The organism is Sphingomonas sp. GW821-FHT10C01 (assembly GCF_059415525.1).
The window spans coordinates 1,529,447-1,555,438 of sequence record NZ_JBWKNK010000001.1; the positions used below are offsets into that span (position 1 = coordinate 1,529,447).

Below are 25,992 nucleotides of genomic sequence, written 5' to 3' on the forward strand. Positions count from 1 at the left end.
GTCATACAGGATTTGCGATCGAGCCGCCAGCAAGGCGTGCCGTTGAGGATGCCGATGCCGACCACTCTTGCCGAAACCGCCGGGTCTGAGCCCGCACGAGGCCGCTATCGCTGGGTGATCTGCACGCTGCTCTTCGCCTCGACCACCATCTGCTACATTGACCGCCAGATTTTCGGTCTGCTCAAGCCGGTCCTCGACACCGAGTTCGGCTGGTCCGAAACCGCCTATGGCGACATCATCGCCGCCTTCTCATTGATGTACGCCTTCGGCTACCTGCTCGGCGGGCGGCTGATGGATCGGATCGGCGTGCGCGCCGGGTTGGGCATCGCGGTATTCGGCTGGAGCATCGCCGCAGCGGCGCATGGCCTGATGTCCACCGTGCTCGGCTTTAAGATCGCGCGGGGCGCGCTCGGTATCACCGAGGGCGGGAATTTCCCAGCTTCGATCAAGGCAGTGCGTGAATGGTTTCCACCGCAGGAACGCGCCTTCGCCACCGGTATTTTCAACGCGGGCAGCAATATCGGCGCGATCGTCACACCGCTCTCGCTGCCGTTTATTGTCGCTCTGGTTGGCTGGCGTGCCGCGTTCCTGATCGCAGGCAGTCTGGGCCTCATCTGGTTGGTGCTGTGGCTGCGCTTCTACGAGGTGCCTGAGCGACAGAGGCGCCTTTCGGCCAGTGAGCTCGCGTACATCAGGCAGGGCGACGATACGCCTGCGGAGCCGGTCAAATGGCTCTCGCTACTGCGCTACAGCGGCACCTGGGCCTATGTTGTCGGCATGCTGATGACCAGCCCGGTGTGGTGGTTCTACCTCAACTGGGTTCCGGGCTTCCTTCATGATCGCTTCGGCATTGACATGATGGGCTCGATCGGACCGCTGGTGGCGATCTACCTGATCGCCGACGTGGGCAGCATCGCGGGTGGCTGGCTCTCGTCGCGGATGATCCAGCGCGGGATGCGACCGGTGCCGGCGCGGCTAACGACGATGCTACTGATGGCGCTGTGCCCGATCCCCGTGGCGTTCATCGCCGGGGTCTCGAGCCTCTGGCCTGCCGTCGCGCTGATCGCGCTCGCCGCCGCGGGGCATCAGGGCATGTCCGCCAATCTCTATACGCTGGCGTCGGATACGGTGCCGTTACGCGGGGTCAGCTCGGTGATCGGCATCGGCGGGTTCGCCGCAGGGATCATGGGGATGTTCGTCGCGATGGCGGTGGGCCGCATCCTCGACGCCACTGGCGGCAACTATGCCGCGCTCTTCCTCGGCGCCGCGCTCGCCTATCCGCTAGCCGTGCTGGCGATGGCGCTGATCCTGCGCCGCCCGCGCGCTGCAATAGCCCTGGAGTCATGATGACCGACAACGAGATTTTCGACCTGTTCCGTGCCGAGCTGTACACGCCTGTGGTTGGCGACATCCTCGACACCCTGGGCTGTGTCCACCAGTTCCTGCCCCAGCCGATCCAGCCCATGCTTACGGACATGAAGCTGATCGGGCGATCGATGCCGGTGCTGATGATCGACGTCTATGGCGAGCAGGCGCAGCCCTTCGGCAAGCTGACCGAGGCGCTCGATCAGCTTGAACCGGGCGACATCTACCTAGCCAGCGGTGGTGAGATGCGCTGTGCCTATTGGGGGGAAATCCTCACTGCGACCGCACGGTCGCGCGGCGCCAATGGCGCGGTGGTCAACGGCTATCACCGCGATACACCGCAGGTACTATCGCAGGACTGGCCCGTGTTCAGCCGCGGCCGCTTTGCGCAGGATTCGAGCGTGCGCACCAAAGTCATCGACTATCGTTGCCCGATTGAAGTCGGGCCTGTCGCGGTGCAGCCGGGAGACCTGGTGTTCGGGGACCTCGACGGTGTTGTCGTGATCCCTCGTGCACATGAGGCCGAAGTGATTGAGCGTGCGTTGGAGAAGGCGCGCGGCGAGAAGTTGGTGCGCCAGGAGATCGAGGCGGGGATGTCGAGCACCCAGGCTTTCGCCAAATACGGGATCCTGTGAGGCAGGCATGACCGACGCGTTCCGCATCCACCCGCACGACAATGTCGCGACGCTGCTCGGCGATGGCGAGGACGCGATGACGCTGATCGGCGGGGATGTGGTTGCGCTCAACGCCCCGGTGGTGATGGGACACAAGGTCGCGCTTGTGGACATCGCCTTGGGAGAAGCGGTGGTGAAGTTCGGGATTCCGATCGGCACCGCTAGCGTCGCGATCCGCGCTGGCGACTGGGTGCATCTCCACAATTGCACGAGCCGGTTCGACGAACGTTCGGGCGCGTTCGACGTCGTCACCGGAGCGGCCAAGGACATGACCTATGACTGAGATCTTCAGCCGCGAATGGACCGGTTGGCTGCGGCCCGACGGGCGCAAGGGCATCCGCAACCTCGTCCTCGTCATCTACACTGTCCAGTGCGCCGCGCATGTCGCGCACGCCATCGCCGCGGGCGAGGAGGATGTGCAGGTCATCGGCTTCCCCGGCTGCTACGACAACCAGTATGCGATCCGGCTGGTGCTGAGCCTGGCGCGCCACCCCAATGTCGGGGCGGTGCTCTCGGTCGGGCTCGGCTGCGAATATACCCAGCCGGCGAAGATCGCCGAGGCGGTAGAGAAGAGCGGCCGTCCTTCGGCGTCCTTCTTCATACAGGATGTCGGCGGCACGCGATCCTCGACCGAAAAGGGCAAGGCGATCGTCCGTGAGCTGCGCAACCGCATCCACCGCGAGACGCCGCGCGTGCCGATGGGTTTCGCCGATCTCACGCTCGGCGCCGAATGCGGTGGATCGGACGGCACCAGCGGGCTGGTCGGCAACCCCGCGGTCGGACGGTTGTTCGACCGGGTGGTCGATGCCGGGGGATCGGCGATCGTCGAGGAAATCGTCGAGATGATCGGGCTCGAGGATATCATTCTCGCCCGCGCCGCCAATGAGCGCGCCAGCGCAGAACTCGCCGCCGCCTACGCCAAGGCCGAGCATTATTGCCGCGAGGTACGGCAATATTCGGTGTCTCCCGGCAATTTCGCGGGCGGGCTGACGACGATCGAGGAAAAGAGCATGGGCGCGTTCGCCAAGAGCGGATCGCGCCCGATCCAGGGCGTGATCAAGGTTGGCGAGGCGCCGCCCTGGCCAGGACTGTGGGTGATGGATTCGGTGCCCGATCCGCATTTCATGCAGTTCGGCTACACCAACCCCAACGATACCGAGGGGATCATGGATCTGATCTCGGGCGGCAGCCAGATCGTGCTGTTCGTCACCGGGCGCGGCAGTGTGATCGGATCGCCGGTCGCGCCTCTGGTCAAGGTCACGGGCAACAGCCGCACCTATGCCCGGATGGAAGAGGATATGGATTTCGACGCGGGCCGGGTGCTGGCGGGGCAGCTGACGCTCGACCAGTGTGCGGACGAGCTCGGCGGACTCGTCGCCGACGTCGCCGCCGGACAACCAAGCAAGCCCGAAGCGCTCGGGCATCGGGAGTATTTCGTGATGTACAAGCACCAGGACACGCCGGATCTGGACCGGGGGTGCCGCAATGTCGCTTGATCCTGCAAAGGCGTTCCGTCTCGACGGCGAAGTCGCGCTGATCACCGGCGGTGGCAGCGGCCTTGGCCTCGGCATGGCCAAGGCGATGCATGATGCCGGCGCCAAAGTCGTGCTGGTCGGCCGGCGTCCGGACATGGTCGAAGCCGCAGCAGCCGAGTTGGGCGCGGGAGCCTATTGGGAAGCCGCAGACGTCACCGCGTTCGACACCATGCCGGCAATGCTGGAGCGGGTGCGGGAGAAAGTGGGCGACGTCACCATCCTGGCCAACAATGCCGGGCATAATTTCAAGAAGCTCGCGGTCGATACCAGCGTCGAAGACTTCGCCGGGATGCTCGACACGCATGTCCTGGCCGCGCACAACCTGACGCGGCTGGTGCTGCCGGCCATGCTCGAAGCGAAGCACGGCAGCATCCTGTTCACCGCCTCGATGACCTCGCTGCTCGGCATGCCGCAGGTGATTGCCTATTCGGCGGCCAAATCGGCCTATGTCGGCATGGTCCGTGCGCTGGCGACCGAGGTGTCGGGGCAAGGCGTCCGCGTCAACGCGATCGCACCCGGATGGATCGAATCGCCGATGCTGCGGAAAGCGCTCGACGGCGATCCGGCGCGCTCCAACCGCATCCTGCAGCGCACCCCGATGGGCCGATTCGGCGAGGCCGAGGATATCGGGCTGGCCGCCGTCTATCTCTGCTCCCCCGCCGCGCGCTTCGTCACCGGCGTCCTGCTGCCCATCGACGGCGGCGCTTCCCAAGGGTTCTGATCTACAATGACCGATATCATGCCGCTTTCGCTGCATCCCGACCGCCTGTTCCCCGCCGATCCCGAGACCCGTGCCATCGCGCGGGAGCTGTATGATTCGGTCAAGGACCTGCCGATCGTGAGTCCGCACGGCCATACCGATCCGTCCTGGTTTGCGAGCGACGAACCGTTCGCCAACCCGGCGGCACTGTTCATCATCCCGGACCATTATGTCTTCCGCATGCTCTACTCGCAGGGCGTGCCGCTCGAGGAGCTGGGCGTGCCGCGGATCGACGGCGGCTGGACGCAGACGGATCCGCGCAAGATCTGGCACCGCTTCGCCGAGAATTTCCACCTGCTGCGCGGCACGCCGAGCCGGATGTGGCTCGACCATGCGTTACACGCGATCCTCGGTATTACCGAGCGGTTGTCGCCCGCCAATGCCGACCGCATCTATGACCAGATCGACGCCAAGCTGAAGACCGACGCGTTCCGTCCGCGCGCGCTGTTCGAGCGGTTCGGGATCGAGCTGCTAGCGACGACCGAGGATCCGCTCGACGATCTGCGCCACCACCGGGCAATCGCGGCGAGCGGATGGAAGGGCAGGGTCGTCACCGCCTTCCGCCCCGACAATGTCACCGATCCCGAGCATCCGCGTTTCCGCGAGGCGCTACCCGAGCTTGGCCGGATCACGGGCGAGGACGTGACGACCTGGGACGGCTATCTCGCCGCGCTGCGCAACCGCCGCCGCTATTTCATCGAGCATGGCGGCTGCACCTCGACCGACCATGGCCATCCGACCGCGCATACCGAGAATCTGCCGCAGACCGAGGCGGCGGCGTTGTTTGGCAAGATCGTCCGCGGCGAGGGCAACGCCAACGACGCCGAGCGCTTCCGCGGCCAGATGCTGACCGAGATGGCGCGGATGAGCCTGGACGACGGGCTGGTCATGCAGATCCATCCGGGCGCGCTGCGCAGCCAGAACCCCGCGGTCACCGATACGTTCGGCGAAGCCAAGGGCGACGACTGGCCGTCACGCACCGAATATGTGAATGCGCTGAAGCCGCTGCTCAACGCCTATGGCAATGAGCGCGACCTGACGATCATCCTCTTCACGCTCGACGAGAGCAATTATGCGCGCGAGATCGCTCCGCTCGCCGGCCATTATCCGGCGTTGCGCATCGGCCCGGCATGGTGGTTCCACGACAGCCCCGAGGGCATGCGTCGCTTCCGCGAGCAGGTGACCGAGACTGGCGGTTTCTACAACACCGTCGGCTTCAACGACGACACCCGCGCGTTCCTGTCGATCCCGTCGCGGCACGACATGAGCCGGCGGGTGGACTGTTCGTTCCTCGCCCGGCTCGTCGCCGAGCACCGGCTAGAGAAAGACGAGGCGTTCGCGGTGGCGCAGGATCTGGCGTATAATCTGGTGCGGCAAGCCTATCGGCTTTGAGCCGCGCCGAGGCACCGGAAAGTCTCAAAGGTCCCACTCCTACGCGTGCGCGAGGCATGGGACCGTTGCCGACTGACGATGAGAAAGAGCCGGTGAAGGCTCGCAACTGAATTCCAACATTGCAAGCTGCCGCCACCCCGGACCGGGGTGGTGGTCGGTTTCGGCGGAGAGGGTCAGGTGACGATCTCGCCCGGCGCGCCGTTCACGCGGACATTCTCCATCCGGATGTTGCGGGTATCGCGCGCGATCAGCTTGGTGCGCTCGCCCTGATCGGTCAGCCGCACATCGATATCCTTGAGCAGGAAGTCGGAGATCGCCGTCGTCGGATTGCCGGAGATGTTGCCGAAGCGGCGCGTTGTGCCGGTCACATCCTCGATCACCACATCGCGGATGATCGCGCCGGGCATTCGCGGCTCGACCTTGGTGCCGTGCACCAGCCGGGCGTTGACGATCAGCCCGACAGCGGGATCGTCGGCGCCGAAATTGGGTTTGCCGTAGCCGTGGAAGACCTCACGATTGTGCCAATCGGTGCCGTAGGGGGTGGGCGCCTCTGCCAGCCGGACGCCCTTGACCCGCAGCTTTTCATAGACCTGACCCGGCGTGTCGGGGCGCACCTTGAAGCGGATCGTGGGAATGTCGCCGACATTGGTGATCCGCTCCACGCGCACATCGCGCACGATCGTCGCGTTGCTGCCATAGGTGACGCAGCCCAGGCCATGTTCGAACACGCAATCATGGATGTGGATGCGCTCGACCGGTGGGGCTTCCTTGTAAGCGGCCGCGCCCGGCCCCTGCGTGCCCTTGAGCGCGATGCAGTCGTCATCGACCGAGAAGCGGCAGCGGCGGACGACGATGTCCTGGCAGCTGTCGAGGTCGATCGCGTCCGAGCTCGGCGCGCGGATCTCGTGCGGCACCTCGAAGCTGCAATCCTCGATTACCGAGCGGCGGCAGCGATACATATGCAGGTTCCAGAAGGCGGCGTCCTTGAACGTCACGCCGCTGACGAGCACATCGTCGCAATCCTCGATCGAGCAGAGCTGCGGGAAGTGGTAGTGGACCGTGACGCCCTGCACGCTTTCGTCGGGCGCGCTGAAGAACATCCGCCAGAACGGGTCGCCGCCGCCATCGATCGTCCCGGGGCCGACGATGCGCAGACCGTGATTGTGCTGGGCGTTGACCAGACCGAGGCGAAGTGCCTCCGGAAACGCCTCGACGAAGCGGCGCAGCACCAGCGGATAGTCCGAGAGGTTGGGCGAGCCACGCAGCACCGCGCCCTTGCGCAGCTCGAGACCGACGCCGGGCTTGAGCCAGATCGATCCGCTGACGAACACGCCGGCGGGAACCGCGATCATCCCGCCGCCCGCCTTTGCGCAGGCGTCGATCGCGTTCTGGATCGCGCGCGTGTTCATGGTCCGCCCGTCGCCGACCGCGCCATGGCTGCGAATATCGACGACGCGCGTGCGGGCAAAGGCCGGAACTGCAGGCAGCGTCAGCAATCCAACCGTCGCCCCGTGTGTCAGAAAGTCCCGACGTGTTCCTATCTTTGGCATTCCTCTCTCCCGGCCGATTCCCCGCTCGGCGTACCCGTCGGAGGCAGTGTGTGATTCATCACTTGTCATACAGGTATATCTGTCTTACAGGTTTGGCGTCAAGCAAGCCAAAGGCTGCGTTACGGGGAGGATGAAATGGCAAAAGGCGCTCGGAGTCTCGGATTGAATCTGTCGGTCGTCGCGTTGGCGGTCGGCCTTTCCTGGGTGAATCCGGCCGCCGCGCAGAATACACCTGCACCCACTCCGGAAACGAATGACGACGTGACCGACATCACGGTCACGGGGTTTCGCGGATCGCTGGAGAAGTCGCTCGCCACCAAGCGTAACGAGACAGGCGTGGTCGATTCGATTTCGGCCGAGGATGTCGGCAAGTTCCCCGACTCGAACCTGGCGGAGTCGATGCAGCGTCTTCCCGGCGTCGCGCTTGCGCGCGGCGATGGCGGCGAGGGCAAGACCATCTCGGTCCGAGGTCTCGGTGCGCAGTTCACCCGCGTGCGCCTCAACGGCATGCAGGGTTCGAGCTCGACCAACTCGTCGGACATCCGTGCCGGTTTCAACTCCTCGCGCTCGTTCGACTTCAGCGTATTCGCGTCGGAGCTGTTCAGCGAGCTGACCGTACGCAAGACCTATTCGGCGGATGTCGAGGAAGGCTCGCTCGGCGCAACGGTCGACCTCAAGACCCCGCGGCCGTTGTCCTATGCCGACGACTTCACCTTCGCGGCGAGCGCGCAGGGCACCTATGACGACCTGCGCGGCAAGTTCAGCCCACGCGTCACGGGTCTCGTTTCCAAGAAGTTCCTCGACGGCACCTTCGGCGTCGCCGCGTCGATCGCGTACACGAAACGCTACACGCGCGAGGAGGCGTGGTCCGCGGTCGAGGTGTATCGCGGCACCCAGCAGGGCGGCTTCTGCTCGCCGGTCGGCTACGCCACGCAGAACCCGGGCAACAATGCCGCGATCGGCACCGATGCACTGAACTGCGCGACGGGCATGCCGCGTCTGCCGGGTACCGCACAGAACGTCACCAACTACGAAACCGCACGCAACGCGTTCATCTATCGCAGCCCGCGCTGGCTCCGGTCCGACCAGGATTACTCGCGGCTTGGTGCGACGGTCACGCTCGAGGCTGAGCCGGCCGACGGCACCAAGTTCGCGATCGACGGCTTGTACTCGTGGTACGATGTGACCCGGCGCGACTACAGCTTCGCCGCCAACTCGTTTGCGCGCGGCACCGGCAACCATGGCCAGCCGATGACCTCGGTCACCGATATCGCCGTCGATTCGCTGGGCAGCATCCAGTATGGCAAGTTCAACGGGATCGATATTTCCAACGATATCGCGCTGCGGAAATACACGACCACATTCCGTCAGATCAACGCGACCTTCTCGCAGGAGCTGGGCAAGCTGACGATCGACGGCTTTGTCGGCCTGTCGCTTTCGACCATGCACAATCCCGTCTCGACGCAGATCAGCTTCTTCGCCAACGACGTCAACAACTTCTCCTATGACTTCCGCGACGGCGGCAGCGTTCCGAAGGTCGACTGGGGTTTCGACACCACCAACGCGGCCAATTACCTGTTCGCGCCCAACGTGACGGCGGGCGGCGTGACCATCTTCCGCAACCTGCTCAACAAGGGCGACAACAAGGAAGACACGGAAAACCTGACCACCGAGTTCAACGCCACCTACGCGTTGTTCGACGGCTTCAAGGTCCGCGCGGGCATCCAGTATCGCGAGGGCAACTACAAGCGCTACACGCGCAGCCGCGCGGGCAATTTGACCACGGGTGCGCTTCCTGCCGGCACTGCGATGAGCTCGGTCATGACGCTGATCGACGGCTTCGGAAAGTCTATGCCGGGCGACGTTGGCGGATCCTGGCTGGCGCCGGACTATGACGCGATCGACAAGCTGATCAACTTCACCAACGACGACAGTGGAGATTATGCGCTCGCGGCGATCCCGGTGCGCGACCGTCTCAACGAAGCGGTCACCGGCGCCTATGGCATGATCGACTTCAACACCGATGCGCTCGGCATAGGCCTGCGCGGCAATATCGGCGTGCGCTATGTCCATACCAACCAGAGCGGTCAGGGCACGGTGGCGGGTGTGTCGCGCGTGCTGTCGCGTTCCTATGATGACTGGCTGCCCTCGGCGACGCTCACCATGGATCTCACCGACAAGCTGATCCTGCGCTTCGCCGCGGCGAAGGTGATGGCACGGCCTGAGCTCAACCACATCCTGCCGGCCGGCGTGAACATCGCGCTCAACACGCGCACCATCTCGGGGCCGAACTTTTACCTCGACCCCATCCGCGCCAAGACGGTGGATGCCAGCCTCGAATATTATTTCGGGCGACGCGGGCTGATCGCGGTGGGCGGTTTCTACAAGGACATCGACAGCTATATCCAGTCGCTGTCGGAGACGATGACGTTCGGCCAGACCGGGCTGCCGCTCTCACTGATCCAGGGCTCACCCTGGGACGCGAGCACCGAGTTCACTGTCAGCGGCCGGCAAAACACCCCGGGCGGCCCGCTCAAGGGCGTCGAGGTCAATATCCAGAGCGGCTTCGATTTCCTGGGCGACACGTTCCGCAACTTCGGCATGCTGGCGAACTACACGTTCGTCGACTCGCAGATCACCTATTGCCTGACCTCGAGTTCACCTTGCACGGGCACCAACACCATCGTTCGCGATCTGGTGAACCTGTCGAAGCATACGGTGAGCGGCACGCTCTACTATGAGGACGACAAGTTCAGCATCCGCGGCACCGCGACCTGGCGCGACAAATATCTGCTGACCGTGCCGACCTCGCGTCTGCCCAGCGACGTACAGGGTGCGCGCTCGACGCTCTTCGTCGACATGGCCGCTTCCTATCAGATCACGCCGCAGATCCAGCTGCGTCTCGAGGCGCAGAACCTGACCAACGAGGCGCTCGAATTCTACTACGACTCGGTCCGCCAGGATCCCTATTACACCTCGTTCACGGGCCGGAAATTCTCCGCCGGCGTCGCGTTCAAGTTCTGACGCGGCATGTGATTTGAACAGGAAAGCCCGGTCTGGCGACAGGCCGGGCTTTTCCGTGTCCGCAAGCAAGGGACAGACGATGACCCATTCGATCGACCGGCGCGTATTTCTGGGCGCTGCAGGCGGTGCCGGCGTGCTGCTCGCGACCGCCGCGGCGGCGCAGGAGGCGGACGGCAGCAGTGCGGTCACCGCCAATCTCAAGCTCGACTATCAGGAGGAAAGCCGCGTGCGCCGCATGCGCTGGTGGCACGAGGCGAAGTTCGGGATGTTCATCCACTACGGCCTCTACAGCATCATCGGGCATCAGGAGTGGGTGATGGAATCGGAGGGGATTCCGATCCCCGACTATGAGCGGCTGGCGGCGAAGTTCATGCCCAAACCCGCTGCCGCGCGCGAATGGGCGCGCCTCGCGAAACGCGCGGGACAGAAATACATGGTGATGACGACCAAGCATCACGAAGGCTTCTGCCTGTGGGACACGGCGCAGACCGACTATAATTCGGTGAAGCAGGGCGTGAAGCGCGATATCGTGCGCGAGTTTGTCGAAGCGGCGCGGGCGGAAGGGCTGGGGGTCGGGCTCTATTTCTCGCTGATGGACTGGCATCATCCCGACGGCGCGCGATGCAAGGACGATCCCGCGGCGCGCGAACGCTTCGTCGCCTATACCCATGCGCAGATCCGAGAATTGCTGACCCATTACGGCAAGATCGACATCCTCTGGTACGATGTCGACTGGCCGTTGACACCACAGCAATGGCGCGCGGACGCGATGAACCGGATGGTGTTCGACCTTCAGCCCGAAATCATCGTCAACAACCGCAACGGCCTCGACGGTGATTTCGCGACGCCCGAGCATCGGATCACGGCCGCGGACCGCGCGTGGGAATCCTGCGCGACGATGAACTATGGCTGGGGCTACCAGCGTAACGACGAGGAATGGAAGCCGACGCGGCGGCTGGTCAACGACCTGACCTTGTGCGTGCAGCAGGGCGGGAACTACCTGCTCAACATCGGGCCGGAAGCCGACGGATCGGTGCCGCGCGCATCGGTCGAGACGCTGGAGCAGGTCGGGACGTGGCTACGCACCAACGGTGCCGCGATCTACGATGCCGATGGCCGCGCGGCGGGGGCGTTCGGCAACTACACCAACTTCACCAAGGCCGGGAACAAGCTCTACATCCATGTCTATTTCTGGCCGTCGAAGAGTCCGGCGGCGGAGGCCCTCGACGTGCTGCGCCCGGAGACGGTCGTCGCGGTCGGCGGTGTCCGCACGAAGGTGTTGTCGGCGCGATTGCTCAAGACCGGACAGCCGGTTCAGTTCACGCAGGACGATATCGCGCTGAGGCTAACCGGCCTTCCCGATGAAGCGCCGGACGACCCCACGACGGTGATCGAGCTGACCTGCGAGGGGACGCCCTATGTCCGCCACCACCTGATCCGTCCGGAATGGCCGCGATACGGTGTGAACATCGGCGGAAAGCGGAGCAGCTAATGGGGTTTGAGCCAGCGATCGGCAAAGGCGATGAAGTGGTTCCAGTCGCTCGACGTAAGGGCATGGGGACCGGTGCGGATGTGGTAGCCGATCCGTGACTGGATAGAGCGATCGGGCCGCGGCATTGCCTGCGCATCGAACCCACCCGGGCTGAGCAGGCGGTAGACGGGGTCGGCACCTTTCGCGGCGAGGAATTCGCCTTTGGGGTCGGCCCACCAATCCTCGGTCGCGCTTGCGATATAGACGGGGCGGGGAGCGACCAGCGCGATCAGCATATGGGCATCGACGGGCAGCTCGCTTTCGCGCTCTGCGAAGGTCTTGAATCGCGGTGCAAACCAGTAGTTGTTCATCACCCGGATCGTCTCGCCGAAATTGCGGCGATAAAGGGCCGCGCCGCCTTCGCCCGAATTGTTCGCGATCACCATTGCGAAGCGTTCGTCACGCGCCCCGGCCCAGAGCGCGGCCTTGCCGTATCGGGAGTGGCCGAACGCGATGACCCTGCCCGCATCGACGGCGCGGTCGGTCGCGAGATAGTCCCGGACGCGACTGAGACCCCAGGCCCAGGTCGCGATCGCACCCCAATGCCGCGGGTCCGAGGGACTGGTTCCGAAGAAAGGCTGTATGCTCTCCGCGACCTTGTTATCGCCATCGGGGTAGAGATCGCCTGTGAAGTATGTGGCGACGCCGTAGCCTGACTTCAGGATCGCCTCGACCGGCCATTCGGATGCATCGATGCCACGCGAATGAAACGTCGCGCTGCCCTTGCGGATCCCGGGCGCCGGAGTGACCCAGCTTGAGGTAATGTGGATCGCCGGATCGGAATGGATCGCCTGATTGCCGTGGAAATTGGGGCCGACGAACACCGGCACCGGGCCTCGCGCCGTTGCGGGCAGATAGAGCAGAACGCGCATCTGCGGCCCGTCGCGCCGCCCGTCGAGCAGGATCGTCACCTGCCGCCGTATTGCGAGGCCGCCCAGCGCCGCCGGGTCCTGTTCGTCGATGATGTAGCGCTGCTGCCGCGGTTGAGGCGCGGTGCCATAGATGTTCGCCTCGAACAACGCGATCAGCTCGGCGCGGCGCTTGCGCCAGTCCCGTGCGTTCTGGACGCGGCGGCCATTGGCGGCGACCAGCGGATCGGGGAGCCGGTAGGGGGCAATCTTTGCCTCGTCCGAATTGCCGTCGAGTTGCGCGGTGGCGGGCGCTGACCAGACGAGCGCGGCTACCGTAGCGAAACCGAGGATCATGCTTCCGGCCTGCCGCATCACCCCTCTTCCCAACCCTTGCTGCTTACAATGCGATCATTGTTGTCATACAGGTTTTGAAAACATATGATAATCATATGTTCGTGCTGAAGCGCGGCGAACTATAGGGAGAGTGCCGCATGAAGCGCCGTGATTTCGTTGAGATGCTGGCGGTTGCGGGCGGTGTTGCGGCGTTTCCCCGTATCGCGGTGGCGGCCGATCGCGCGGTAAAACTCGGCTATGATCCGTCGCGGACAGGGGCGACGATCCCGCGCGACTATGTCGGGCTCTCGTTCGAGCGCGCGCAGCTGTCCAACCCCGGCTATTTCTCCGCGGACAACAAGGCGTTCGTCAAGCTGATCCGTGGCCTGTCGCCGTCGGGAAGCATTCGGCTGGGCGGATCGTCCGGCGAGCACACCGCCTATGTCGGCGACAAGGTGATCGCACCGGCATTCGAGATTCACGGGCCGGAGCATAACAAGCTCAATCGGGAGGGGCTGAATGTCTCCACCGCCGCGTTGCGCAACCTGCGCGGGTTCCTCGACGCAACCGGGTGGAGCTGTCTCTACGGTCTCAACATGGCGCATGCGACGCCCGAGCAGGCCGCGCGCGAAGCCGCGGATGTCCACCGTATCCTGGGGCCGCGGCTGTCGGCGATCCAGATCGGCAACGAGCCCGACGTGTTCCGCAACCGCTACCGCCCCGCGACCTGGACTGCCGCCGACTCTGTTGCCGAGTGGGATCGTTTCCACGCAGCGATAACCGCTGTCGCGCCGGGACTGCGATTCGCTGGCCCTGGAATCTCGAACAAGCTAGAGTATCTGACTGCCTTTGCCGGTGTCGCGCGGCGCTATCCCGACGTCGTGATGCTGACCGGCCATTATTACGCGATGGGGCCGGCCGGATCACCCGAAGCGACGCTCGACCAGCTCAAGCTGCCCGAGGCGAAGACGGCGACGTTCAAGCAGACCGGCTATGCGGTGGTCGAGGATGCCCGGCGCGTGTCGGGTCTGCCCTATCGCATGTCGGAGGGGAACAGCTGCTGGGACGGCGGCAAGATCGGCGTGTCAGACGTGCACGCGGCATCGGTCTGGGGTGCGAACCGGATGCTCGACTGGGCGCGTCGCGGCTGGATCGGCGTCAACTGGCATGGCGGGGGGTACGGAAACTATTCGCCGATCGTCGGCACGCCGTCCAAGGGCTATTCGCGCCGCCCGCTTTATTACGGAACGCAGTTCGCGCAGCAGCTCGACGGCGCGACCTTCCTCGAAACGACTGCGGTGCCCGATCCCTATCTCGGCTATTACGCGCTGCGCCAGAACGGGCGCGACCGGATCACGCTGGTCAATCAGGGGGACGCGCCGGTGACGGTCGAACTGCCTGGCCTGCAGGAAGCGCGCGTGGTGATGCTGACCGGGCCGTCGGCGGCGGCGAAGGACGCGACGACCCTGACGACGGTTTCCCGCCGCCCGAGCCGGACGGTTACCGTGCCGCCGGTGACCGCGATGCTGTTCACGCTCGCTCGATCGGCACGGCGCTGATGGGTGATCCAACGCGGGTTTCGCGCCGTGGCGTGATGAAGGGGAGCGCGGGTCTCGCGCTTGCGACGGCGCTGCCTGTACAGGCGGGTGAGGGCGGAGAGGGCGGTACTACCCTGTGGTACGACAGCCCCGCGGACGAATGGGTTCAGGCGCTCCCGCTCGGCAATGGCCGGTTGGGCGCGATGGTGTTCGGCGGGATCGCCAACGAACGCATCCAGCTCAACGAAGACACGTTCTTCGCCGGATCGCCCTATGACGGCACCAATCCCAAGGCCAGCGCCGGGCTGCCGCGCGTCCGCGAGCTGATCTGGGCGGGCAAGTACAAGGAAGCGCAGGACCTGGCCGACGAGGTGCTGGTCGCGCGTCCGCAGCGCCAGATGTCGTACCAGCCGATCGGCGATCTGATGCTGCTGTTCCAGGGCATCGAGAACAGCCAGAGCTACCGGCGCAGCCTTGACCTTGACGGCGCGATCGCTGCGACGCGGTTCAAGGTCCGCACCGTCACCCATCTGCGCGAGGTGATCGCCTCCGCGCCCGACCGCGTCATCGCGATCCGTCTGTCGACCGACGCCCCCACGGGATCGGTGAGCGTCAATATCGGGATGTCGACGCCGCAGGACGCAGAGATCGCCGTGGAGGGCGACGACACGTTGGTCATGCGCGGCATCGGCCCCGCGCAGCATGGCGTTCCAGGCGGGATCCGGTTCGAAACGCGCGTGAAGGTGCGCCGTACGGGCGGGCGGCAGACCACCGGGCGCGACGGTATCCGCATCGAAGATGCGCAGGAGGTCGTGCTGCTGGTGGCGACCGCAACCAGCTATCGCCGCTTCGACGACATCAGCGGCGATCCGTCAGCGATCGTGCGCGCCGATATCGAAGCGGCGAGCGCGAAGAGCTGGGATGCGCTGCTCGCCGCGCATCAGGCGGATCATCGCAGGCTGTTCCGCCGGGTCGCCATCGATCTGGGACGAAGCCCGGCCGCCGATCTGGCCACCGATCAGCGGATTGCGCGCTCGGCCGAACTCGACGATCCGGCGCTGGCCGCGCTCTACTACCAGTTTGGGCGCTATTTGCTGATCGCTTCGTCGCGGCCGGGCACGCAACCCGCCAATCTTCAGGGCATCTGGAACGAGCGGACCGCACCGCCATGGGAATCCAAGTGGACGCTGAACATCAATGCGGAGATGAACTACTGGCTGGCCGATGCCGCCAATCTGGGGGAACTGGTCGAACCGCTGTTGCGGATGACCAGGGATCTGGCGATCACCGGCCAGCGCACCGCCCGCAACGATTGGGGCGCACGCGGATGGGTCGCCTATCACAACACCGACCTTTGGCGGCAGGCGACGGTCAATTCCTCGGCGCTCTACGGCATGTGGCCGATGGGCGGCGCCTGGCTGCTCAACACGCTGTGGGACCATTGGGACTATAGCCGTGACCGCGCCTTCCTGGCCGAACTCTATCCGTTGATGGCGTCGTCGTGCCGTTTCTATCTCGACGCGCTGGTGCCGCATCCGCGCACCGGGGAGCTGGTGATGAACCCCTCCAACTCGCCGGAGAACTCGCATCGGCCCGGGGTGTCGATCTGCGCTGGACCGGCGATGGACAGCCAGCTGCTGCGGGACCTGTTCGCGCGAACCATCGCGGCGTCCGAACTGCTGGACACCGACGTGGTGCTGCGAGGCGAGATCGCCGCGAAGCTGGCGAAGATCCCGCCCGACCGGATCGGCAAGGCCGGCCAGCTGCAGGAGTGGTTCGACGACTGGGACATGGACGCGCCCGAGATCAATCATCGCCATGTCAGCCATCTCTATGCGCTGTACCCCGGCGAGCAGATCACGTTGCAGCGAACGCCGGAGCTTGCCGCGGCGGCGCGCCGGACACTGGAGGTCCGGGGCGACGATGCGACGGGATGGGGCATCGGCTGGAGGATCAACCTGTGGGCACGGCTCGAGCAGCGCGAACGCGCGTACAAGGTGTTGCAGATGCTGCTGCAGCCCAGCCGCACCTATCCCAACATGTTCGACGCGCACCCGCCGTTTCAGATCGACGGCAATCTGGGCGGTGCGGCCGGTATCGGTCAGATGCTGATGCAGAGCCATTCGGGAACCATACATCTTCTGCCGGCGCTGCCGCGCAGATGGCCGAGCGGGCATGTTTCAGGCCTGCGTGCGCGGGGAAATATCGGTATCGACCTGCGCTGGGCGGGTGGCCGCCTTGTGGAAGCGGTCCTGACTGCGGACAGTGGCGGCCCTGCGCGTGTGCGAAGCGGTGACGCCATCGTCGAACTTGCGCTGCGCAAAGGTGAGCGCCTCAGGCTCACACCCTATCCCGGCGGATTGCACACGATCCGTCTGGCCAGATAGCGCGCCCTATGGCGACCCCAGCGGATCGCCGTCATAGGGAGAATCGCTCAAGCGACTTCCGTTCATTCCAAACCCCATTGGCGGATCGAGCGGTCCATGATTCTATGGGCTCTTCGCTGGCAGCATCTAGTCGAGGGGCTGGCGGTCATGCGCCCGCATTGCTGTTGGCGGCAGTGGGCACAATCCTTGAAGTGCTCGATCCGATGCGCTGAACATCCAAAATGGCGTCGTGAGCTGAGGTTGGAAACCTGGATGACCGATCTGGCGGCTAACCGCCAACAACCACGAATGCCCCCAAAATTCGTGGATCGGCGAAGCGCTCGTCGCGCGACGGCAGCATTAACTGCTTCATCTCATGCCTCATCCGCCGCAACGCAACTTGCCAATGCGAGGCGTTGACGATGGTGCCGGCTACAGGAGTCGAACCCGTGGCCCCCTGATTACAAATCAGGTGCTCTACCAGCTGAGCTAAGCCGGCACTCGATCGTCATATGATTGCGCCGAAGGGCAATCAATAAAAGGGGCATATCCCCTTCGATCCGCTTCCACGATACCGCCGTTTCACCAGCGAAACCCATCCGTGGCCTGCGCCGTGAAATGACGCGGGCGAGGCCTCTTGATCCGAACCATGGGCTTGGTCAAGGCCGATTCTGGGATGGCGAGCGGCGCCATCATGCGATCCCGAACGTCCATCCCTCGGTTCCGGCAATATCGGGGGTGAGTGCGGGTGGATGCCACAGATCGGCGCGATTGGCGCTGGCACGGAGCCACGCGGCGGTGAGGATCGCGTCGGTCGAATGATCGTCATAGCGGGGTAGCCGGCTATGGCGATGTGAGCCAAGGACGGCGAGGGCTTGGTCGAGCGACGTGGCATCCCGCAGTTTGGAACGGCCCTTGGGCAAGCCCGCCGCGCGGGCGGCGATCGCGGTGTAGATTTCGACCACCGCGGCCCCGGATTTGGGCAAGGGGTCGAATGGCCAGATCGTCACACGTCCATCGAGCGCGTGGAGCAGGCGCATCCCGGCGAAGCTCGCCTTGGCGACCTGTGCCGCGCCGATGGCGTCATAGACCGTCGTCACCTTGCCGCCGCCGGCGGCGTTGAAATGCTGTTCGCAGCGGCGGAAATGGATGAAATCCGCCTTCGTGCCGTCGGCGGCGCCAAGGTAGAAGTGACGGCCGCGCCGGGCTTGGATGAACGATGCCGCGCCAAGATCCTCGTCATCGCTTTGCGCATCGACCCAGCTCCAGAAGGCACGGGCGTCGGTGGCGGTGCTTTCTCCGGGGAGATAGGCGCCGCGGTCGAGGATCGGGGCGCAGAAGCTCATGTCGAAGCCGATCAGCAGCGGCTCCGCGGCACGAGCAAGGATCCAGTCGCGGATGGCTTCACGCGACCAGTATCGCCCGGGCGGGTGAACGAGCGAAGGCGCTGCGTTGCCGGCTTCGCATATCGCAAGCGCGATGCCGGGATGGCTGCGGCCCTTGGCGCCGGACCAATCGATCGCGGCGAAGCGGGTGAACTGCATACCGTCCATCGTCAGGGCCGGTCGCCAAACGCCTTGCGCTGGGCGGGCTTGGCGCGATCCCACCACGCACGCTGAATGTAGAGTTCGATCCGCTCGCGCGCTTGTTCGTCATAACGGACGAGCAACATCGGGTAGTTGCGATAGTGATCGGTCTGCCAGAAGGTTTCCGGATCGGTTTCGAAGAGGATTTCCTTCTCGGGGTGGGTGACGCTGAGCGCGAAGCTGCCGGACTCCCGGCCCGGCGACATGAAGCCCTTGCCGTTGATCTTGGGGCAGGGGGTTCCCCACCACGACGCCATCTCGACATCGGGGAGCGAGAGGGCATAGGCGCAGGCTTCGTCCCAGTCCTTCATTGCATTGCCTTCAGCACCTCCGCGACGAAGCTGCGCGCGTCGAAGGTCTCGCCGGTCGGATCCTCGCCGCGACGGACGACGACGAGACGGGCGGAGGGGATGACGAAGATGAACTGGCCGCGATTGCCATGTGCGGCATAGGTGCCGCCGGGCAGCCCTTGTTTGGCGCCATAGAGCCAGAGCGTAGCGCCATAGCCGGGACCCATGGCGGGCTGCGGGCCGCTGGGGGTGGTCATGTATTTCATCCAGCCTTCAGGCAGGATGCGCTTGCCCTGCCAGACGCCATCGTTGCGCCAGAACTCGCCGAGCCGGGCGAAGTCGCGCGCGGTGGACCAGACCTGCGAGGACAGGACGAAATTGCCTTGCCAGTCGATGCCCGTGGTGGTGTGCATCATGCCGAGTGGACGGAAGAGGCTGGCGTATGGCAGGTCCCGATAGGCGTCGTCATTGCCCAATGCCGCCCGCAGCGCGCGGACCGCGAGCAGCGTATCGTTATTGGCATAGCGGAAAATGCTTCCGGGCGGCGCGACCAGCGGCCAGGCCACGGACTGTTCGGTAACGGACGTCCCGCCGAAATAGATGGCGTCGGTGCGGTTGCCCGCGGTGTCGCTGCCCAGGCCCGACGTCATGCGCAGCAGTTGGTCGAGCGTGATCGCGGCGCGCGGATCACCAGGTCCGCGCCATTCGGGGATTGGTGCGGGCTTGGTGGGATCGATCTTGCCGTCGGCCACCGCGATCCCGGTCAGCGTGCCGGCGATGCTCTTGGCGACCGACCAGGTGCGATTGGGCACCAGTGGGCCGAAGCCATCGGCATAGCGCTCAACGATCACCTTGCCGTCGCGCAGGATCAGGACGCCGGTGGTACGGCCTTTCGATGTCGCTGGGTCGAAGGCGGTGGCGACGGCGGCGCTGAGAGCCTGCGAGGGCTTGGGCGCGATCCCGCTATCGCCCATCGGCCAGGGGCGCGGATCGGCGGGGATGGGCATCGACGGATTGGGGTGGAGCGCCGGGGGCGCTCCGCGCTTGCCGCCGATCGGCGCGAGCGAGCAGCCGAAGCGCGGCATATGATAGGCGATCCGTGGCGGCATGTCCGGCGCAAAGGGCACGCTGACGCTGCGGTCCAGCCGGTCGCTGGTCGCCGGGAGTTCCGCCACCAGCGCCTGATAGTCGGGATAGATACCCTTGAGCTCGATTTCCGCGATCTGCTCGGGCGTGCGACCGCCTCCGAACTGGCCTTCGCACAGTGTCAGGGCCTTGTAGCCCGCCGCGATGGCGCGCTGATGCGGGGTGAGTTCGCGTGGCGCCTGCTGGGCGGCGGCGGGGGCGGTCAGTGCAAGTGCGGCTAGCAGGTACCTTGATACCGGAAGGTCCCAAAGGTCACGGCCTAACGCGCGCGATATGCGCCCGATCCCGTGTAGGCTGAAGCGAGGGCGGGCGGCGGGGAGGCTGGATCCGGTCATCCGTCGATGAGAGCAGATGAACTCCAACATTGGAAGGGCCGGCAGCGCCTTCCCTTTGCACCCCGGCCTTGTGTAGGACCCTGACATTACGGGCCTGGCGCTGAGCCTCAGCGAACTCACTTGTGGGCCGGTGGATCCTGGCGCGAGGCCGGGATGACCTGTGGGGATTAATCCTCCTTCAACGCCCGCCGCCGTTCGTCCCACCATGCCATGCGCTCGGCGATGCGCTTCTCCACGCCGCGATCGGTGGGGGTGTAGAAGGTTTGGGGCGCCATCTCCTCGGGCCAGTAATTGTCGCCCGAAAAGCCCCCTTCGGCATCGTGATCATAGGTGTAGCCCTTGCCGTAGCCGATGTCCTTCATCAGCCGGGTGGGGGCGTTGAGGATGTTCTGCGGCGGCATCAGGCTGCCGGTTTCCTTCGCACTCTTCCACGCTGCCTTTTGCGCCACATAGGCCGCATTCGATTTGGGCGCGGTGGCGACGTAGAGGCAGGCCTGCGCGATCGCCAGTTCGCCCTCGGGCGACCCCAGGAACTCATAGGTGTCCTTGGCGGCGAGGCATTGGGTAATCGCGTTGGGATCGGCGAGGCCGATATCCTCGACCGCCATGCGGATGAGGCGTCGGAGCAGGTAGAGCGGTTCCTCGCCAGCGGTCAGCATGCGCGCGAGATAGTAGAGCGCGGCCTGGGGGTCGCTGCCGCGCACCGATTTGTGGAGCGCGGAGATGAGGTTGTAGTGCCCCTCGCGGTCCTTGTCGTAGACCGCGACGCGGCGCTGGAGAAAGTCGCCCAGCGCGGAAGGATCGAGCGGCGCCTCGAAGCTCACCGAGAACAAGGTTTCCGCTTGATTGAGCAGGAAGCGGCCGTCGCCGTCGGCGCTGGCGACCAATGCGTCACGCGCCTCTGGGGTCAAGGGGAGGGGGCGTTCTTCCATCGCTTCGGCGCGGTCGAGCAGCAGGGTGAGCGCGGCATGGTCGAGGCGGCGCAGGATCAGCACCTGCGCGCGGCTGAGCAGCGCGGCGTTGAGTTCGAAGCTGGGATTCTCGGTGGTCGCGCCGACCAGGGTGACGGTGCCGTCCTCGACAAAGGGCAGGAAGCCGTCCTGCTGCGAGCGATTGAAGCGGTGAATCTCGTCCACGAACAACAGCGTGCGCTTGCCGAGGCGGGCATGGTCCTTCGCCTCGGCGAAGACCTTCTTCAAATCGGCAACCCCGGAGAAAACCGCGCTGATCGAGACGAAGCGCAGGCCAACCGCATCGGCGAGCAGCCGGGCGGTGGTGGTCTTGCCGGTGCCGGGCGGGCCCCAGAGGATGATCGACGACAGTTTGCCCGCCGCGACCATGCGGCCGATCGCGCCTTCGGGGCCGGTCAGATGGTCCTGGCCGACGACATCCTCGAGCCGCTGCGGGCGCAAACGGTCGGCAAGGGGCCCGCCGGTAGCGGTGTCGTCAGGGGAAATGGCGGACTCGAGACCGCCGAACAGATCGGCCATGCGGAACGATATAGGAACTTGCGCAAATTTCGCGAAGGGGGTTGTGAGATGCATTCTAAGATATATCTTAAGCGCATCACGACTCGAATATGAAAGGTTCAAGAATGTTTCGAGGAAATCATCATCGCGGCTGCGGACCGCGTGGAGAGATGCACTTTGGCGGCGGTTTCGGACCGCGCGGGCGGCGCCAATGGGGGCCGTTCACCGTGGAATGGGACGTGCGTGCCGACGGCATGGGCGGCGGCCGCGGGCGCCGGCGCATGTTCCAGGGCGACGAATTGCGGCTGGTGCTGCTCAAGCTGATCGAGGAGGCGCCGCGCCACGGCTATGACCTGATCCGCGAGATCGAGGAGCGCACCGGTGGCGCCTATGCGCCGAGCCCCGGCGTGGTCTATCCGACGCTGACCATGCTCGCCGACATGGAACTGATCGCCGAACAGGCGAGCGACGATGCCAAGAAGGTGTTCGCGATCACCACCGCCGGCCAGGCGCATCTGACCGAGCGCGAGGAAGAGGTCGAGGCGCTGATGGAGCGTCTCACCCAGATCGGTACGATGCGCTCGCGGAGCCATGGCAGCCCGGTGCGGCGCGCAATGGGCAACCTCCGCCAAGTGCTCCAGCATCGGCTGGGCGATGGCGAGGTGAGCCAGGAAACCCTACATGCGGTCGCCGACCTGATCGACGAGGCGGCGCGCAAGATCGAGAGGCTGTAAATGAGCGTAACCGCGAACGGATTTGCGAAGACGGAGCAGGCGAGCCGCTATCTCCAGCAGCTCTGCAAGCATTGGGAGCATAATCTGAAGGTCGAATTCTCGGCCGATCACGGCACGATCGTGTTTCCCAAGGACGCGCGCGGTGCGGACTGGCCCGGTGACGGGCTGGTCACGCTCGACGCGAAGCCCGACGGGCTGGCGATCCGTGTGGATGCCAGCGCCGAAGGGCAGCTCGAAGGGCTGAAGGGCGCGGTTGAGCGGCATGTCGACCGGTTCGCGTTTCGCGAAGCACCGTTGCCCTATGTCTGGGGCGTTTGAGTGGAATCGTCGAGATCGAAGAATAATAGTCCGAACATGGTCCGAAACGTATGAAGATCATTCGTTTCGTTGCCGTATTGTCTCAAGTATAAACCCAATGGGTTTTGAGTGATGTTCGGAGTCAACATAGCATCCATTCGCCGGGTTTTCCGGAAATCAACAGGAGGGGTGTTATGGAAGCGAAGGGAAATCTTCCGGGTTTCGACGCGAATGTGATCGATCAGTCGCTCGAGGCGGCGCAACGTCATGGCAAGTCGCTGAAGGCAGCAGCGGCAAACCATGAATCGCCGCTCGCCGATGGCGCGCTCAAGGTCAGTGCGCAGTGTATCAGCGTGACCGTTCAAAACGGGCAGGTCTGCCTCAATCTGCCGCTCGGCATCGGCAATGTCTGCCTGCCGATCCCGTCGTGGATCCCCAATGGCACCGCGGCTCAGGCTTGCCTCGACATCTGTACGAAGTGGGGCATCCCCTGCGGCGTCGAGGTGACGGTGTCGGTCGCCGGGCAGCGGATCATCCAGAAGGGCTTCGGCTGCAGCTGCTGACCAACGAAGGGCGCCGCGCGGTTTGCGGGGCGCCCTATGGCTTGCCGTGCGCCGCCATCACTTCGAGATAAGCGTCCAACACCGCCTGGTTGATGCGATCCCAGACATAGGCCTGCATCTTGGCATGGCCCGCCTCGCCGAAGCTGCGGCGCATATCGGCGTCGCGAGCGAGCCGTTCGATCGCGTCGGCATAGGCGGTGACATCGCGGGGCGGGACGAGGAAGCCGGTCACACCTTCGTCGACCAGGTCGAGCGCGCCGGTCGCGCGGGCGGCGACGACCGGGACACGGCATGCCATCGCTTCCGCCGTCACGTTACCGAAGGTTTCGGTGACGGAGGGGTTGAAGAAGACGTCCATCCCCGCGACCGCGCGGCCCAAATCGTCGCCCGACTGGAAGCCGGTGAAGATGGCGTCCGGCACACGCTCGGCGAACCAGTCGCGCGCCGGACCCTCGCCGATGACGAGGATGCGGTGCGGCACTTCGCGGCGCTTCAGCACGCGCGCGACCTCTGCGAAGATGTCGAGGCCCTTTTCCAGCACGAGCCGGCCAAGAAAGCCGATCGCGGGCACGTCGTCGGGGATGCCGAGATCGCGGCGCCAGGCATCGTCGCGGCGGCCGGGGTTGAAACGGGCGTGATCGACCCCGCGCGACCAGATGCTGATCGGGGTGCGGACGCCCCAGTCCTTGATCAGCGCGGCGATCGAGTTGCCGGGCACCACGACGCGGTCGAACTTGTTGTAGAAGCGTGTCAGGCGCCGGATCATCCAGGGTTCGAGGAAGCCGAGCTTGTAGTAGCGCGGATAGGTCTCGAACCTTGTGTGGAGCGAGGCGACACTGGGAACCCCGTTGTCGCGCGCCCAGGCGACCGCGGCGTGGCCGAGGAATTCGGGCGCGGAGACATGGACGAGGTTGGGCTGGAACGCTTCCAGATCGGCGCGCGGTGCCTTGGGCAGGCCGAACGCGACCTTATATTCGCCGCGTCCGCCGGGCATGGCGAAGGCGGGAACGCTGACCAGATCGCCTTGCGGTTCGAAGGCGGGCGTATCGGTGGTCGGTGAATAGACGCGCACCTGTACGCCCGCGTCGAGTAGGTGACGGACAAGTTTGTTCAGCGCCTGATTGGCGCCGTCGCGGACATAGTTATAGTTGCCGCTGAAGAGGGCGACGCGAAGGTCGGAAGCTTTCATCGCCGCGCCCATAGCGCAGCGAACGTGGCATGACTATCTCGCCGCCTCAACGCAGGAGGTGCCCCGCATGACCGATCTGTCGCAATTCCCGATCACCCGCCGCTGGCCGGCGCAGCATCCCGACCGCATCCAGCTCTATTCGCTCAACACCCCGAATGGCGTGAAGATCGGCATCATGCTGGAGGAAACGGGGCTGCCCTATGAGGCGCATCTGATCGATTTCGCGACCGATGATCAGAAGACTCCCGAGTTCCTGAGCCTGAACCCCAATGGCAAGATCCCCGCGCTGATCGACCCGAACGGGCCGAACGGACGGCCGCTGCCACTGTTCGAGAGCGGCGCGATCCTGATCTATCTCGCCGAGAAGACCGGCCTGTTTCTCGACCCGGCGCAGCGTTACGAAACGATCGCCTGGCTGATGTGGCAGATGGGCGGGCTCGGGCCGATGTTCGGGCAGGTCGGCTTCTTCCACAAATTCGCCGGGCGGGAGATTGAGGACAAGCGTCCGCTGGAGCGCTACGTCAGCGAATCCAAGCGGTTGCTTGGCGTTCTGGATGGCCGGCTTGAAAGCCACGACTGGATCATGGGCGACTATTCGATCGCCGACATCGCCTCGCTCGGCTGGGTGCGCAACCTGATCGGCTTCTATGAGGCGCGCGATCTGGTCGGCTTCGACGACTTCAAGAATGTTGCCGCATGGCTCGAGCGGGGGCTGGCGCGCCCGGCGGTGCAGCGCGGGCTGGTGGTGACGGCGAAGGGGTAGCCTCCACCGTCACCGGGGGCATCAGGCCGCGACGAGCTCCGCGTCATTGGCGCAGGCGCGCTGGTGCGCGGGGCGATCGGCGATGCGGGCGAGCCAGGCGTCGATCGCGGCGCTTTCGGGGAAAGCATGGCGCGCCCAGGCGATCGTCGCGCCGGCCATCACATCGACCGCGGTGAAGCGATCGCCCATCAGATAGGGACCGCTGGCGAGCGCGGTTTCGAGACGCTGGATCACCTGATTATAGTTGCGTTCGGTGCGCGGGTTGCCGCCGCCGCCATAGAGGCGGCCGAAGACCGAAGGTTCCATCTCCGTCGCGAGCCACAGCAGCCAGGCGAGGAAGGGGCCGCGTTCGTCAGAGCCTTCGGGCGCGCCGAGGTTCGATGCGGGGGCAAGGTCGCTGACATAGATGGCGATGGCGTAGCTTTCGGAGATCATCACACCGTCATGGACGATCGCCGGGACGCGGCCGTCGGGATGGACATTCGCCGGATCGATTGCGCCGCGGCCGTCCATATGCTCGATCGTGACATAGCGCGTCTCGAAGGGGAGACCGCTTTCCTCCATCAGCCACATGGTGCGGCCCGAGCGGGTTTCGGGCGAGTGGTAGAAGGTGATCATCGCGGTGTCCTTTCAGGTTCCGGCCGGCGGGTGTCGCCGTCGTTGAAACCCTGATACTGCCACCCTGCTGCCAACATGCTGTC

Annotated in this window: 22 protein-coding genes and 1 tRNA gene; 14 read left to right on the forward strand and 9 right to left on the reverse strand. The window is 65.0% G+C overall.

Translation table 11 applies throughout. The features are described 5' to 3' along the window. Positions 1 to 54: 54 nt before the first annotated feature. The 6 genes from AC07M1_RS07475 to uxaC are packed head-to-tail and all read left to right on the forward strand — an operon-like array spanning position 55 to position 5,726. Positions 55 to 1,347, forward strand: coding sequence for an MFS transporter (locus AC07M1_RS07475; RefSeq protein ID WP_495161919.1), 1,293 nt, complete (start codon positions 55 to 57; stop codon positions 1,345 to 1,347). Continuing rightward, positions 1,347 to 2,000: an RraA family protein gene (locus tag AC07M1_RS07480; RefSeq protein ID WP_495161920.1), complete on the forward strand. Its 654-nt coding sequence runs from the start codon at positions 1,347 to 1,349 to the stop codon at positions 1,998 to 2,000. Before AC07M1_RS07475 ends, AC07M1_RS07480 begins: the two co-directional genes overlap by 1 nt. Positions 2,001 to 2,007: 7 nt before the next feature. After that, on the forward strand, positions 2,008 to 2,322 hold the full coding sequence (locus tag AC07M1_RS07485) for a UxaA family hydrolase (RefSeq protein ID WP_495161921.1): 315 nt from the start codon (positions 2,008 to 2,010) through the stop codon (positions 2,320 to 2,322). Next, positions 2,315 to 3,535, forward strand: a complete 1,221-nt coding sequence (locus AC07M1_RS07490; protein WP_495161922.1) for a UxaA family hydrolase — start codon at positions 2,315 to 2,317, stop codon at positions 3,533 to 3,535. Before AC07M1_RS07485 ends, AC07M1_RS07490 begins: the two co-directional genes overlap by 8 nt. Beyond that, a complete protein-coding gene (locus AC07M1_RS07495; RefSeq protein ID WP_495161923.1) occupies positions 3,525 to 4,295 on the forward strand; it encodes an SDR family NAD(P)-dependent oxidoreductase in 771 nt (256 codons plus the stop codon). Before AC07M1_RS07490 ends, AC07M1_RS07495 begins: the two co-directional genes overlap by 11 nt. A 15-nt stretch (positions 4,296 to 4,310) precedes the next feature. Then, on the forward strand, positions 4,311 to 5,726 hold the full coding sequence (uxaC, locus tag AC07M1_RS07500) for a glucuronate isomerase (RefSeq protein ID WP_495162829.1): 1,416 nt from the start codon (positions 4,311 to 4,313) through the stop codon (positions 5,724 to 5,726). Between the two features lie 173 nt (positions 5,727 to 5,899). Here the strand turns inward: uxaC and AC07M1_RS07505 are convergent, their stop codons facing one another. Then, positions 5,900 to 7,222: a glycoside hydrolase family 28 protein gene (locus tag AC07M1_RS07505; protein WP_495161924.1), complete on the reverse strand. Its 1,323-nt coding sequence runs from the start codon at positions 7,220 to 7,222 to the stop codon at positions 5,900 to 5,902. 189 nt (positions 7,223 to 7,411) lie between these two features. On the opposite strand from AC07M1_RS07505, the gene AC07M1_RS07510 reads away from it, so the two are divergent. Then, complete coding sequence (locus AC07M1_RS07510; RefSeq protein WP_495161925.1) at positions 7,412 to 10,300, forward strand: TonB-dependent receptor; 2,889 nt, start codon at positions 7,412 to 7,414, stop codon at positions 10,298 to 10,300. Between the two features lie 79 nt (positions 10,301 to 10,379). After that, entirely contained in the window at positions 10,380 to 11,792 is a 1,413-nt protein-coding gene (locus tag AC07M1_RS07515) for an alpha-L-fucosidase (RefSeq protein ID WP_495161926.1), read from the forward strand. Here the strand turns inward: AC07M1_RS07515 and AC07M1_RS07520 are convergent. Then, positions 11,789 to 13,054: an alpha/beta hydrolase family protein gene (locus AC07M1_RS07520; RefSeq protein ID WP_495161927.1), complete on the reverse strand. Its 1,266-nt coding sequence runs from the start codon at positions 13,052 to 13,054 to the stop codon at positions 11,789 to 11,791. The genes AC07M1_RS07515 and AC07M1_RS07520 overlap by 4 nt on opposite strands. A gap of 119 nt (positions 13,055 to 13,173) precedes the next feature. Between AC07M1_RS07520 and AC07M1_RS07525 the strand changes: the two genes are divergently transcribed. Next, entirely contained in the window at positions 13,174 to 14,574 is a 1,401-nt protein-coding gene (locus AC07M1_RS07525; RefSeq protein WP_495161928.1) for a hypothetical protein, read from the forward strand. After that, positions 14,574 to 16,940, forward strand: a complete 2,367-nt coding sequence (locus tag AC07M1_RS07530) for a glycoside hydrolase family 95 protein (RefSeq protein WP_495161929.1) — start codon at positions 14,574 to 14,576, stop codon at positions 16,938 to 16,940. The genes AC07M1_RS07525 and AC07M1_RS07530 overlap by 1 nt, the downstream gene beginning before the upstream one ends. 402 nt (positions 16,941 to 17,342) lie before the next feature. On the opposite strand, the gene AC07M1_RS07535 is transcribed toward AC07M1_RS07530, so the two are convergent. From AC07M1_RS07535 to AC07M1_RS07555, 5 genes are all read right to left on the reverse strand, one after another. Continuing rightward, positions 17,343 to 17,418, reverse strand: a tRNA-Thr gene (locus AC07M1_RS07535). A gap of 193 nt (positions 17,419 to 17,611) precedes the next feature. Then, on the reverse strand, positions 17,612 to 18,472 hold the full coding sequence (locus tag AC07M1_RS07540; protein ID WP_495161930.1) for a hypothetical protein: 861 nt from the start codon (positions 18,470 to 18,472) through the stop codon (positions 17,612 to 17,614). Between the two features lie 2 nt (positions 18,473 to 18,474). After that, a complete protein-coding gene (locus AC07M1_RS07545; protein WP_495161931.1) occupies positions 18,475 to 18,816 on the reverse strand; it encodes a hypothetical protein in 342 nt (113 codons plus the stop codon). Continuing rightward, the gene (locus tag AC07M1_RS07550) at positions 18,813 to 20,276 is read right to left on the reverse strand and encodes a serine hydrolase domain-containing protein (RefSeq protein WP_495161932.1); all 1,464 of its coding nucleotides are present in this window, start codon (positions 20,274 to 20,276) and stop codon (positions 18,813 to 18,815) included. The genes AC07M1_RS07545 and AC07M1_RS07550 overlap by 4 nt, the downstream gene beginning before the upstream one ends. A 167-nt stretch (positions 20,277 to 20,443) precedes the next feature. Next, positions 20,444 to 21,766 carry a replication-associated recombination protein A gene (locus AC07M1_RS07555; protein WP_495161933.1) on the reverse strand — a complete coding sequence of 441 codons (1,323 nt, stop codon included), beginning with the start codon at positions 21,764 to 21,766 and terminating at the stop codon, positions 20,444 to 20,446. Between the two features lie 149 nt (positions 21,767 to 21,915). On the opposite strand from AC07M1_RS07555, the gene AC07M1_RS07560 reads away from it, so the two are divergent. The 3 genes from AC07M1_RS07560 to AC07M1_RS07570 all read left to right on the forward strand — a co-directional run bounded on the left by AC07M1_RS07560 (position 21,916) and on the right by AC07M1_RS07570 (position 23,339). Continuing rightward, on the forward strand, positions 21,916 to 22,479 hold the full coding sequence (locus AC07M1_RS07560) for a PadR family transcriptional regulator (RefSeq protein ID WP_495161934.1): 564 nt from the start codon (positions 21,916 to 21,918) through the stop codon (positions 22,477 to 22,479). After that, entirely contained in the window at positions 22,480 to 22,797 is a 318-nt protein-coding gene (locus tag AC07M1_RS07565; RefSeq protein ID WP_495161935.1) for a DUF2218 domain-containing protein, read from the forward strand. It begins immediately after the preceding gene. Positions 22,798 to 22,970: 173 nt separating this feature from the next. Further along, positions 22,971 to 23,339, forward strand: coding sequence for a hypothetical protein (locus AC07M1_RS07570; protein WP_495161936.1), 369 nt, complete (start codon positions 22,971 to 22,973; stop codon positions 23,337 to 23,339). 34 nt (positions 23,340 to 23,373) lie between these two features. Here the strand turns inward: AC07M1_RS07570 and AC07M1_RS07575 are convergent, their stop codons facing one another. Then, positions 23,374 to 24,528 (reverse strand): glycosyltransferase family 4 protein, encoded by a 1,155-nt coding sequence (locus AC07M1_RS07575; RefSeq protein WP_495161937.1) that lies wholly within the window; start codon positions 24,526 to 24,528, stop codon positions 23,374 to 23,376. Positions 24,529 to 24,595: 67 nt separating this feature from the next. Between AC07M1_RS07575 and AC07M1_RS07580 the strand changes: the two genes are divergently transcribed. Next, positions 24,596 to 25,291 carry a glutathione S-transferase N-terminal domain-containing protein gene (locus AC07M1_RS07580; RefSeq protein WP_495161938.1) on the forward strand — a complete coding sequence of 232 codons (696 nt, stop codon included), beginning with the start codon at positions 24,596 to 24,598 and terminating at the stop codon, positions 25,289 to 25,291. A 21-nt stretch (positions 25,292 to 25,312) separates the two neighbouring features. Here the strand turns inward: AC07M1_RS07580 and AC07M1_RS07585 are convergent, their stop codons facing one another. After that, positions 25,313 to 25,909 (reverse strand): glutathione S-transferase family protein, encoded by a 597-nt coding sequence (locus AC07M1_RS07585; RefSeq protein WP_495161939.1) that lies wholly within the window; start codon positions 25,907 to 25,909, stop codon positions 25,313 to 25,315. Between the last annotated feature and the right edge of the window lie 83 nt (positions 25,910 to 25,992).

What these genes read in the sequence shown, in the direction of transcription:
- AC07M1_RS07570 (WP_495161936.1), top strand. Translation starts at nt 22,971, where the DNA reads ATGGAAGCGAAGGGAAATCTTCCGGGTTTCGACGCGAATGTGATCGAT.
- AC07M1_RS07485 (WP_495161921.1), top strand. Translation starts at nt 2,008, where the DNA reads ATGACCGACGCGTTCCGCATCCACCCGCACGACAATGTCGCGACGCTG.
- AC07M1_RS07540 (WP_495161930.1), bottom strand. Translation starts at nt 18,472, where the DNA reads ATGGACGGTATGCAGTTCACCCGCTTCGCCGCGATCGATTGGTCCGGC.
- AC07M1_RS07515 (WP_495161926.1), top strand. Translation starts at nt 10,380, where the DNA reads ATGACCCATTCGATCGACCGGCGCGTATTTCTGGGCGCTGCAGGCGGT.
- AC07M1_RS07495 (WP_495161923.1), top strand. Translation starts at nt 3,525, where the DNA reads ATGTCGCTTGATCCTGCAAAGGCGTTCCGTCTCGACGGCGAAGTCGCG.
- AC07M1_RS07550 (WP_495161932.1), bottom strand. Translation starts at nt 20,276, where the DNA reads ATGACCGGATCCAGCCTCCCCGCCGCCCGCCCTCGCTTCAGCCTACAC.
- AC07M1_RS07555 (WP_495161933.1), bottom strand. Translation starts at nt 21,766, where the DNA reads ATGGCCGATCTGTTCGGCGGTCTCGAGTCCGCCATTTCCCCTGACGAC.
- AC07M1_RS07520 (WP_495161927.1), bottom strand. Translation starts at nt 13,054, where the DNA reads ATGCGGCAGGCCGGAAGCATGATCCTCGGTTTCGCTACGGTAGCCGCG.
- AC07M1_RS07580 (WP_495161938.1), top strand. Translation starts at nt 24,596, where the DNA reads ATGACCGATCTGTCGCAATTCCCGATCACCCGCCGCTGGCCGGCGCAG.
- AC07M1_RS07585 (WP_495161939.1), bottom strand. Translation starts at nt 25,909, where the DNA reads ATGATCACCTTCTACCACTCGCCCGAAACCCGCTCGGGCCGCACCATG.
- AC07M1_RS07545 (WP_495161931.1), bottom strand. Translation starts at nt 18,816, where the DNA reads ATGAAGGACTGGGACGAAGCCTGCGCCTATGCCCTCTCGCTCCCCGAT.
- AC07M1_RS07530 (WP_495161929.1), top strand. Translation starts at nt 14,574, where the DNA reads ATGGGTGATCCAACGCGGGTTTCGCGCCGTGGCGTGATGAAGGGGAGC.
- AC07M1_RS07565 (WP_495161935.1), top strand. Translation starts at nt 22,480, where the DNA reads ATGAGCGTAACCGCGAACGGATTTGCGAAGACGGAGCAGGCGAGCCGC.
- AC07M1_RS07475 (WP_495161919.1), top strand. Translation starts at nt 55, where the DNA reads ATGCCGACCACTCTTGCCGAAACCGCCGGGTCTGAGCCCGCACGAGGC.
- AC07M1_RS07480 (WP_495161920.1), top strand. Translation starts at nt 1,347, where the DNA reads ATGACCGACAACGAGATTTTCGACCTGTTCCGTGCCGAGCTGTACACG.
- AC07M1_RS07490 (WP_495161922.1), top strand. Translation starts at nt 2,315, where the DNA reads ATGACTGAGATCTTCAGCCGCGAATGGACCGGTTGGCTGCGGCCCGAC.
- AC07M1_RS07560 (WP_495161934.1), top strand. Translation starts at nt 21,916, where the DNA reads ATGCACTTTGGCGGCGGTTTCGGACCGCGCGGGCGGCGCCAATGGGGG.
- AC07M1_RS07575 (WP_495161937.1), bottom strand. Translation starts at nt 24,528, where the DNA reads ATGAAAGCTTCCGACCTTCGCGTCGCCCTCTTCAGCGGCAACTATAAC.
- AC07M1_RS07510 (WP_495161925.1), top strand. Translation starts at nt 7,412, where the DNA reads ATGGCAAAAGGCGCTCGGAGTCTCGGATTGAATCTGTCGGTCGTCGCG.
- AC07M1_RS07525 (WP_495161928.1), top strand. Translation starts at nt 13,174, where the DNA reads ATGAAGCGCCGTGATTTCGTTGAGATGCTGGCGGTTGCGGGCGGTGTT.